General features: G+C 60.9%; 8 protein-coding genes and 2 pseudogenes. 3 read left to right on the forward strand and 7 right to left on the reverse strand.

What is annotated here, in order from left to right; translation table 11 throughout:
- Positions 1-98 precede the first annotated feature (98 nt).
- Positions 99-371: pseudogene (locus ACIOUG_RS26030) on the reverse strand (RNA pyrophosphohydrolase); the annotation flags it as partial.
- 143 nt (positions 372-514) lie between these two features.
- On the opposite strand from ACIOUG_RS26030, the gene ACIOUG_RS26035 reads away from it, so the two are divergent.
- Positions 515-1171 (forward strand): HAD family hydrolase, encoded by a 657-nt coding sequence (locus ACIOUG_RS26035; protein WP_401069905.1) that lies wholly within the window; start codon positions 515-517, stop codon positions 1169-1171.
- Between the two features lie 84 nt (positions 1172-1255).
- Here ACIOUG_RS26035 and ACIOUG_RS26040 read toward each other — a convergent pair whose 3' ends face one another.
- Positions 1256-1681, reverse strand: a complete 426-nt coding sequence (locus ACIOUG_RS26040; RefSeq protein ID WP_401069908.1) for a DUF2269 domain-containing protein — start codon at positions 1679-1681, stop codon at positions 1256-1258.
- 39 nt (positions 1682-1720) lie between these two features.
- Entirely contained in the window at positions 1721-3235 is a 1515-nt protein-coding gene (ilvA, locus tag ACIOUG_RS26045; RefSeq protein ID WP_027610533.1) for a threonine ammonia-lyase, biosynthetic, read from the reverse strand.
- A gap of 301 nt (positions 3236-3536) precedes the next feature.
- On the opposite strand from ilvA, the gene rpiA reads away from it, so the two are divergent.
- Positions 3537-4211: a ribose-5-phosphate isomerase RpiA gene (gene rpiA, locus ACIOUG_RS26050; protein ID WP_401069910.1), complete on the forward strand. Its 675-nt coding sequence runs from the start codon at positions 3537-3539 to the stop codon at positions 4209-4211.
- 148 nt (positions 4212-4359) lie between these two features.
- On the opposite strand, the gene ACIOUG_RS26055 is transcribed toward rpiA, so the two are convergent.
- From ACIOUG_RS26055 to ACIOUG_RS26070, 4 genes are all read right to left on the reverse strand, one after another.
- Positions 4360-5277 carry an SdiA-regulated domain-containing protein gene (locus ACIOUG_RS26055; protein ID WP_401069913.1) on the reverse strand — a complete coding sequence of 306 codons (918 nt, stop codon included), beginning with the start codon at positions 5275-5277 and terminating at the stop codon, positions 4360-4362.
- A 117-nt stretch (positions 5278-5394) separates the two neighbouring features.
- On the reverse strand, positions 5395-6318 hold the full coding sequence (locus ACIOUG_RS26060; RefSeq protein ID WP_401069915.1) for an SdiA-regulated domain-containing protein: 924 nt from the start codon (positions 6316-6318) through the stop codon (positions 5395-5397).
- Between the two features lie 310 nt (positions 6319-6628).
- Positions 6629-7294, reverse strand: a complete 666-nt coding sequence (locus ACIOUG_RS26065) for a fumarylacetoacetate hydrolase family protein (RefSeq protein WP_095137584.1) — start codon at positions 7292-7294, stop codon at positions 6629-6631.
- Between the two features lie 39 nt (positions 7295-7333).
- Entirely contained in the window at positions 7334-8728 is a 1395-nt protein-coding gene (locus ACIOUG_RS26070; protein WP_401069918.1) for an FAD-binding oxidoreductase, read from the reverse strand.
- 204 nt (positions 8729-8932) lie between these two features.
- Between ACIOUG_RS26070 and ACIOUG_RS26075 the strand changes: the two are divergent.
- Positions 8933-9082: pseudogene (locus ACIOUG_RS26075) on the forward strand (phosphoglycerate dehydrogenase); the annotation flags it as partial.

The following is a 9082-nucleotide window of genomic DNA, read 5'->3' on the forward strand; positions in this document are numbered from 1 at the left end:
CAGCCTCACCTCCCCCCTTCCCCCCCCCACCCCCGCCCCCCCGCCCCCTCGGGCGACACCCCCCCCCCCCCCCCCCCCCGCCCCCGCCCCCCCCCCCACAGCGGTTGGCTGTGGGTACGCACCAGGCGTTGCGGCAAACGATAGCGCAACCAGCCCCGGGTACAGGCCAGTATTTCAACATCTTCACGTTCCAGGCCAACTTCTTCGTTCAGCTCGCGGTACAAGGCGTCCTCCGGCGTCTCCTCGGGGTTGATTCCCCCTTGTGGAAACTGCCAGGCATCTTGATTGATACGGCGAGCCCATAGCACCTGGCCGGCGTCATTCGTCAGAATGATCCCGACATTGGGGCGGAAACCATCGGGGTCGATCACGGCAACAACCTCGCAAACGCATGTCGCCGCATTGTTCCACAAAGCTTGATAAGGCGGCAACGAAGGTTCCTACCTTATGTGCACTCTTGTGAAAAGACCGTATTCTTGTCGCCTTTTTACTGACTTTTCAGCGGGTAACTGCAATGCGCCTGGCTCTATTCGATTTGGACAACACCCTTCTGGGCGGCGACAGCGATCACGCCTGGGGCGACTATCTGTGCGAACGCGGCTTCCTCGACCCGGTGGCGTACAAGACGCGCAACGACGAGTTCTATCAGGATTACCTGGCCGGCAAGCTGGATAACGCCGCGTACCTGAACTTCTGCCTGGAAATCCTCGGCCGCACCGAAATGGCCGTGCTTGAGCAGTGGCACAACGACTACATGCGCGACTGCATCGAGCCGATCATGCTGCCCAAGGCACTGGAATTGCTGAAACAGCACCGCGATGCCGGCGACAAACTGGTGATCATCACCGCCACCAACCGCTTCGTCACCGCACCGATTGCCGTGCGCCTGGGGGTCGAAACCCTGATCGCCACCGAGTGCGAGATGGTCGATGGCCGCTACACCGGGCGCAGCACCGACATTCCGTGCTTCCGTGAGGGCAAGGTGACGCGCCTCAATCGTTGGCTGGATGAGACGGGTTATTCGCTGGACGACAGCTATTTCTATAGCGATTCGATGAATGATTTGCCGCTACTGGAGCAGGTGGCGAATCCGGTGGCGGTGGATCCGGATCCTAATCTGCTGGCCGAGGCCGAGAAGCGGGGCTGGCCCGTTATCTCGTTGCGCGACTGAAGATCAAAAGATCGCAGCCTTCGGCAGCTCCTACATTGAATGCGTACCTCTGTAGGAGCTGCCGAAGGCTGCGATCTTTTCGCTTCACACAGGTTTGGCACCCATCAACCCGGCAATCGCGATAAAGCAGACGAAACTGAACAACGCCAGGGCAAACGTGAACTTGCCAACCCCACCCGGCGCCTTGCGCAACCGATTCAAGCGTACCAGCAACCAGAACCACGCCAGCGCCGCCACGGTGTACAGCACGCTGGAGGCCAGCAACCAGGTTTGCCCCAGCGGCCAGCCGACCAGATGCACCATGCCCCAGCCGGTGAACGGCATGCTCAACAGCGCCAGGCCCATCAACAGCCAGATGAACACCCGTGGCCGTTGCAGGGTGCGGCTGCCAGCCGTTGCATCACCTTTGCGCTTTGCCAGAAAAACCCAGACCCCCAGACCCAGCGCACTGGCCAGCAACACTACGGTGGCGACCATGTGCGCGGTTTTCAGGGCAGTTAACGTTTCCATTGTTCGATTTCCTTATGGCCTGCCCATCAGCGTAGCCGCTCAGCCAAGAAACAGCTGATAGGCCGGGTTCTCGCTTTCATCCCAGTACGGGTAACCGATTTCTTCCAGCGCCGCCGGCACCAGATGCCGCTCGTCATGCGGTACTTGCAGGCCCGCGACCACCCGGCCGTCCGCCGCGCCGTGGTTACGGTAGTGGAACATCGAGATGTTCCAGCGTCCGCCGAGCTTGTTGAGGAAGTTGAACAGCGCCCCCGGACGCTCTGGGAATTCGAAGCGGAACACTACTTCGTCGATCACATGCGCCGCGTGGCCGCCGACCATGTGGCGGATGTGCAACTTGGCCAGTTCGTTATCGGTCAGGTCGAGTACCGGGAAGCCCTGCTCGGTCAGGCTCGCCAGCAGTGCGCTGCGCGGGTCGTTTTCCGGGTGCGTCTGCACGCCGACGAAGATGTGCGCTTCGCTGCCGGTGTTGTAGCGGTAGTTGAATTCGGTGATCTGGCGCTTGCCAATGGCTTCGCAGAACGCCTTGAAGCTGCCGGCCTGCTCGGGAATGGTCACGGCGATGATTGCCTCGCGGCCCTCGCCCAGCTCAGCGCGCTCGGCGACATGGCGCAGGCGGTCGAAGTTGACGTTGGCCCCGGAGTCGATGGCGACGAAGGTCTGGCCGCTGACGCCGCGCAACTCGACGTACTTCTTGATCCCGGCCACGCCCAAGGCGCCGGCAGGTTCGGTAATCGAGCGGGTATCGTCGTAGATATCCTTGATGGCCGCGCAGATCTCGTCGGTGCTGACGGTGATCACTTCGTCGACGTAATCCTTGCAGATATCGAAGGTGTGCTGACCGATCTGCGCCACCGCCACGCCGTCGGCGAAGATACCCACGGTCGGCAGCACCACACGCTCGCCGGCGGCCATGGCCGCTTGCAGGCAGTTGGAGTCGTCCGGCTCGACGCCGATGACCTTGATGTCCGGACGCAGGTATTTCACGTACGCCGCGATCCCGGCGATCAGACCGCCGCCACCGACCGGGACGAAAATCGCGTCCAGCGGTTGCGGGTGCTGCCGCAGAATTTCCATCGCCACGGTGCCCTGCCCGGCAATGGTGTGCGGATCGTCGTACGGGTGGATGTAAACGTAGCCCTTTTCATCGACCAGTTTCAGCGAGTAGGCCAGGGCTTCCGGGAACGAGTCTCCGTGCAGCACCACTTTGCCACCGCGCGAACGCACGCCCTCAACCTTGATCTCCGGGGTAGTCTTGGGCATCACGATGGTCGCTTTCACGCCCAACACTTTCGCCGCCAGCGCCAGACCCTGCGCATGGTTGCCCGCCGACGCGGTGACCACGCCACGGGCGCGCTCTTCGTCGGTCAGCTGGGTCAACTTGTTGTAGGCGCCGCGAATCTTGAACGAGAACACCGGCTGCAAGTCTTCGCGCTTGAGCCAGATATCATTGCCCAGCCGCTCGGAGAGCTGGCGAGCGTTCTGCAGCGGGGTTTCTACGGCAACGTCGTAAACGCGCGAGGTGAGGATCTTTTTGACGTACTGTTCGAGCATCGGAAAGCATCACTGAGCGGTTGGGCAGGGCCGACGAGTCTAACCCGGCTTTTGGGCGCACGACCACACTGAACAGGGGGATTCAGGGTACAGAGATCCAATGTGGCGAGGGAGCTTGCTCCCGCTCGGCTGCGCAGCAGTCGTAAACCTGAACAGGCGATCTGCCTGAAGGAATGCAGGGGAACGCTTCGCGCTCCAGCGGGAGCAAGCTCCCTCGCCACAGGGGTGTTTCCCCCTTCACCACCGCGAGGCCTATAATGCCGGCCTTTCCGCACTCACCTTGCCCGCTTCCGGAGCCCGCATGACCCAGGATCAACTCAAACAGGCAGTGGCTCAGGCCGCCGTCGACTTCATCCTTCCGAAACTCGACGACAAGAGCATTGTCGGGGTCGGCACCGGCTCCACCGCCAACTGCTTCATCGACGCACTGGCCCAGCACAAGGGCGCGTTCGATGGCGCGGTCGCCAGCTCCGAAGCCACCGCGGCGCGCCTCAAGGGCCACGGGATTCCGGTGTATGAGCTGAACACCGTCAGCGACCTGGAATTCTACGTCGACGGCGCCGACGAGAGCGACGCGCACCTGAACCTGATCAAGGGCGGCGGCGCCGCCCTGACCCGCGAGAAAATCGTCGCCGCCGTGGCCAAGACCTTCATCTGCATCGCCGACGCCAGCAAACTGGTACCGGTGCTGGGCGAGTTCCCGCTGCCGGTCGAAGTGATCCCGATGGCCCGCAGCCACGTCGCCCGCCAACTGGTGAAACTGGGCGGCGACCCGGTGTACCGCGAAGGCGTGCTGACCGACAACGGCAACATCATCCTCGACGTGTACAACCTGCAGATCACCAACCCGGTGGAGCTGGAAACGCAGATCAACGCGATCGTCGGCGTGGTCACCAACGGCCTGTTCGCGGCGCGTCCGGCGGATCTGCTGTTGCTGGGCACCAGCGAAGGTGTGAAGACGCTGAAGGCTGAGTAAGCCCGGCCGCCCCATTCTTAGGGTAATTGCATCACCCCCTGTGGGAGCGGACTTGCTCGCGAATGCGGTGTGTCAGATACATTAATTTGTCTGATACACCGCATTCGCGAGCCAGCCCGCTCCCACATTTGGTTTTTTGGGGTGTCAGTCAGTTTTGCTCAGGTTTTTTGAAGACGTAAAACAAGTTCGGTTCACTCACCAGATACAACGTCCCGTCGTCATCCATCGCAATGCCTTCCGCCTGCGGTACGGTTTTCTTCAGACCTTGTCGGCCACCGCTGATGGACATTGTGCTCAACGGGCGCCCGTCGACATCCAGCTCCAGAATCAGCCGCGACTCATCCGACAGCGCCAGCAAATGCCCGCTGCGCTCGTCATACTGCAAACTCGACAGATCGCGCACAAACATCCCGGCGTCACGCTTGGGATCGTTGATCACATGCACGGCATAGGATTTCTCCGGATTAAAGTGCGGAAAGCCGTGCACCTCGTAGATCAGCATCGGATTACGCTCTTTCGCGACAAACAGTCGCTTGCCTACCGAGTCGTACGCCAAGCCTTCGAAACCCTTGTTGCCGCTCATGTGCACGCCGAGGGTCATTTGTTCGGCGTCTGCCGCATCGAGGAACGTGGTGTCCTGCTGCAGATGCACCTTGATCAGGCGTTGCTGGCGCTCGTCGGTGATCACATAGGTGTCGGCGCTGATGAACTCCACCGCTTCAGGATCACCGAAGCCGATCAGCGCGATGCGCCGCAGAATTTTGCCGCCGAGTGACAACTCGACCAGCTCGGCATTTTTGTTGGTCACGGTGAACAGGCTTTTGCGCACCGGATCGTAGGTCAGCGCCGAGACATCGTCGTTCAGCCCGTCGATGATTCTTGCCTCGACCTCGACCCGATATTGATCGAGACCAATGGCCTCGCTGCTCAACGGCTGCCACAGGCTGTGCAGGTTGAACCAGGCGCGCTCGAACAGGCGCAGGTATTGGCCGATCGCGATCAGCGCGATCAGGGCAATCAGCGACAGGATGACAAACAGGGGCTTGGGGCGGGCAAGTCGACGCATTCGGGCAGGCTCGGGATCAAAACAGGCGGATGAAATATCACGCCTGTCTGAACTGAAGCTTAATGGCCACTTGCCCCAGGCCACAAGACAACCCTGTGTAGGAGCTGCCGCAGGCTGTTACTTTTGCTTTTCGAAGCGGTAGAACAGGTTCGGCTCGCTGACCATGTACAGCGTGCCAGCCTCGTCCATGGTTACGCCTTCGGCGCGGGGAATGGTGTTCTTCAGACCGTTGAAGCCGCCGAGCAGGGTCATGAAGCTGACTTGCTCGCCCTTCTCGTCCAGCTCCAGCAACAGGTGCGAATCGGCGGACAGCACCAGGGTGTGGCCGGTACGCGGGTCGATGGCCAACGCCGAGAGATTGCGGATATCCAGCTCATCACTTGCCAGCTTTTGCTTGTCGCCCTTGAGGATCTGGCTGCCGTCGCTTTTCCAGGTGAACAGCGCCGGCGGACGCTCTTCGCCCAGCAGCAACTGCTGGTTGCGTGGGTCCCAGGTGATCGCCTCGAAGGCTTTGTTCTGGTTTTTCGACGGGCCGAGGTCGTATTTCGGGTAGTCGGCGATATTCAGCTCGCGGGTATTGGCATCGACCTTGACGATGGTCAGCAGGTGCTGGCGCTCGTCGACGATCGCCAGCAGACCGTTTTCCATCACGGTCACGCCCTCCGGATTGCTCCAGCCCACCAGCGGCATCTTGCGCAGCACATCGCCCTGCAGGGTGAGTTCGACCAGGAACGGATTCTTGCCCATCACCGAAAACAGGGTTTTGGTCTGCGGGTTGTAGGACAGGTCCGAGGCCTCGTCCTTTTCCATGCCCGGCAGCAGCTTGCCGTCGATCACCGCCCGATAGTCCGGCAACCAGATGCTTGCCTTCTGCTCGGTCTGGCTCTCGAAACGCTCGCGCAGCCACAGCAGGCCACGGTCGTCCCAATGCAGGATATACGCCACGCCATAAGCGACGGCGAGCACCAGCAACAGCCAGACATACCAGCGCAGGGCAAAACGTGAGCGAAGGGAAGGTTTGAGCTGAGTTTGAGCTGACATCAGGGACGCGTTCCGAAAATTCAGGCTAAGGGTAATAGCACAAAGAGGCCGGCTCAGACGCCAGAATGAGCGGAATTATCCGGACAGGATGTGAAAAAAACGGCAAATGGCGGGATTGCCGTGCGGCTTTGCGAGCCGCGACACAGAACTAAAGCAGGAGCGGGCACTTGTGGCGAGGGAGCTTGCTCCCGTTGGGGCGCGAAGCGACCCTGGTTTTCACTGCAAAAAGCAAGGGCCTGCTGCGCAGTCCAGCGGGAGCAAGCTCCCTCGCCACAGTTGCTGGGCATCCATAAAGAGAGGATGCGCTCGGTCAGCGCACGCTGCTGCTGAAGCTGCTCGCGCCAACCAGTTCGAGGACGATGTCGTCACCGACATTCAGCGGGCCGACGCCCACTGGCGTGCCGGTGAGGATCACGTCGCCGGCCTGCAGCGAGAAGCAGCCGGCCATGTGCTGGATCATCGGCACGATCGGGTTGAGCATCGCGCTGCTGTTGCCGTCCTGGCGCACTTCACCGTTGATGGTCAGGCGGATGCCGATGTCGGTCAGGTCGGCGAAGGTGCTGCCGACCACGAACGGGGCGATTACCGCCGCGCCGTCGAACGACTTGGCGATTTCCCACGGCAGGCCCTTGGACTTGAGCTCGGCCTGCTTGTCGCGCAAGGTCAGGTCCAGCGCCGGGGCGAAACCGGAGATCGCGTCGAGCACTTCTTCGCGGCTCGGTTTGGTCGACAACGGCTTGCCGATCAACACGGCGATTTCCGCTTCGTAGTGCACCGAACCGCGCTCGGTCGGAATGCTGAAACCGCCTTCCAGCGGCACCACACAACTGCCCGGCTTGATGAACAGCAACGGTTCGGTAGGAACCGGATTGTCCAGTTCCTTGGCGTGTTCGGCGTAATTACGCCCGATGCAGACCACTTTCCCGATCGGGAAGTGGATGCGCGTGCCGTCGACATACTGGTGCTGATAGCTCATTTACCGACTCCTGCCTTCATTGATTCAGGGGATTGCCAATCAAACCGCGAAGATCTTGCCCGGGTTCATGATGCCGTTCGGGTCGAACACCGCTTTGACCGCTTTCATGTACTCGATTTCGACCGGCGAACGGCTGTACGTCAAGTAGTCGCGCTTGGTCATGCCCACGCCGTGCTCGGCGGAGATCGAACCGTTGTATTTCTCGACGGTTTCGAACACCCACTTGTTGACGGTCGCGCACTTGGCGAAGAACTCGTCCTTGCTCAGGTTATCCGGCTTGAGGATGTTCAGGTGCAGGTTGCCGTCGCCGATGTGGCCGAACCAGACGATTTCGAAGTCCGGGTAGTATTCGCCGACGATCGCGTCGATTTCCTGCAAGAATGCCGGGACTTTCGACACGGTGACCGAAATGTCGTTCTTGTACGGTGTCCAGTGCGAAATGGTCTCGGAGATGTACTCGCGCAACTTCCACAGGTTCTGCAGCTGGGTTTCGCTCTGGCTCATCACGCCGTCCAGCACCCAGCCCTGCTCGACGCAGTGTTCGAAGGTTTCCAGCGCCGTGTTGGCCACCTCCTCACTGGTCGCCTCGAACTCCAGCAGCGCGTAGAACGGGCAGTCGGTGTCGAACGGCGCCGGTACGTCGCCACGCCCCAGCACTTTGGCCAGGGCCTTGTCGGAGAAGAATTCGAACGCGGTCAGGTCGAGCTTGCCCTGGAAGGCGTGCAGCACCGGCATGATCGAGTCGAAGTCGGCGGTACCAAGGACCATCGCGGTGAGGTTTTTCGGCGCGCGATCCAGACGCATGGTCGCCTCGACCACAAAACCGAGGGTGCCTTCGGCGCCGATGAACAGCTGGCGCAGGTCGTAACCGGTGGCGTTCTTGATCAGGTCCTTGTTCAATTCCAGCACATCACCCTTGCCGGTGACCACTTTCAGGCCGGCGACCCAGTTGCGGGTCATGCCGTAGCGAATCACCTTGATTCCGCCGGCATTGGTGCCGATGTTGCCGCCAATCTGGCTGGAGCCGGCGGAAGCGAAGTCCACCGGGTAGTACAGGCCGTTTTCTTCGGCGACGTTCTGCAGATGTTCGGTGACCACCCCCGGCTGGCACACGGCGGTGCGGTCGGTGAGGTTAACGTCGAGAATCTGGTTCATGTAGTCGAACGACACCACCACTTCGCCATTCGCGGCCACGGCGGCGGCGGACAGCCCGGTGCGCCCGCCGGATGGCACCAGCGCCACTTTGTGGGTATTGGCCCAGCGGACGATGGCCTGCACCTGTTCGATGGTCTTGGGAAACACGATGGCGCAAGGTGCGGGGGCGAAGTGCTTGGTCCAATCCTTGCCGTACGCATTCAGGGAGTCGGCGTCGGTCAGGACCTTGCCAGGCTCGACCAGGGTCTTCAGTTCATCAATCAGGGCAGGATTGGTCATCGACAGAACTCTCGAACAATTCATGGTCATCCTGAAGACGCTTCACGTCGCAGGAATGAGTGTTTAGCGGGGCGGCTATGCTAGCATACCGACCCCGCAGGCCAGTGCCCAAGGCCAGTTCTGCGGTGACGGCTTTCTTGTCGTCCAGGTCAATGTCTGTTGACCATTTCCTGCCATTTTTCTCCGGGATACAGGTTTACGCAGATGAGCAAGACTTCTCTCGATAAGAGCAAGATCAAGTTCCTTCTTCTCGAAGGCGTCCACCAATCGGCTGTCGACGTCCTCAAGGCGGGGGGGGGCACCAGCACGGAATCACAGACAGGCGCCCAGGCGGCGGCCCAGGGCACGGATTAT

The sequence above is a fragment of the Pseudomonas sp. NPDC087803 genome, assembly GCF_044742995.1.
Lineage (GTDB): Bacteria > Pseudomonadota > Gammaproteobacteria > Pseudomonadales > Pseudomonadaceae > Aquipseudomonas.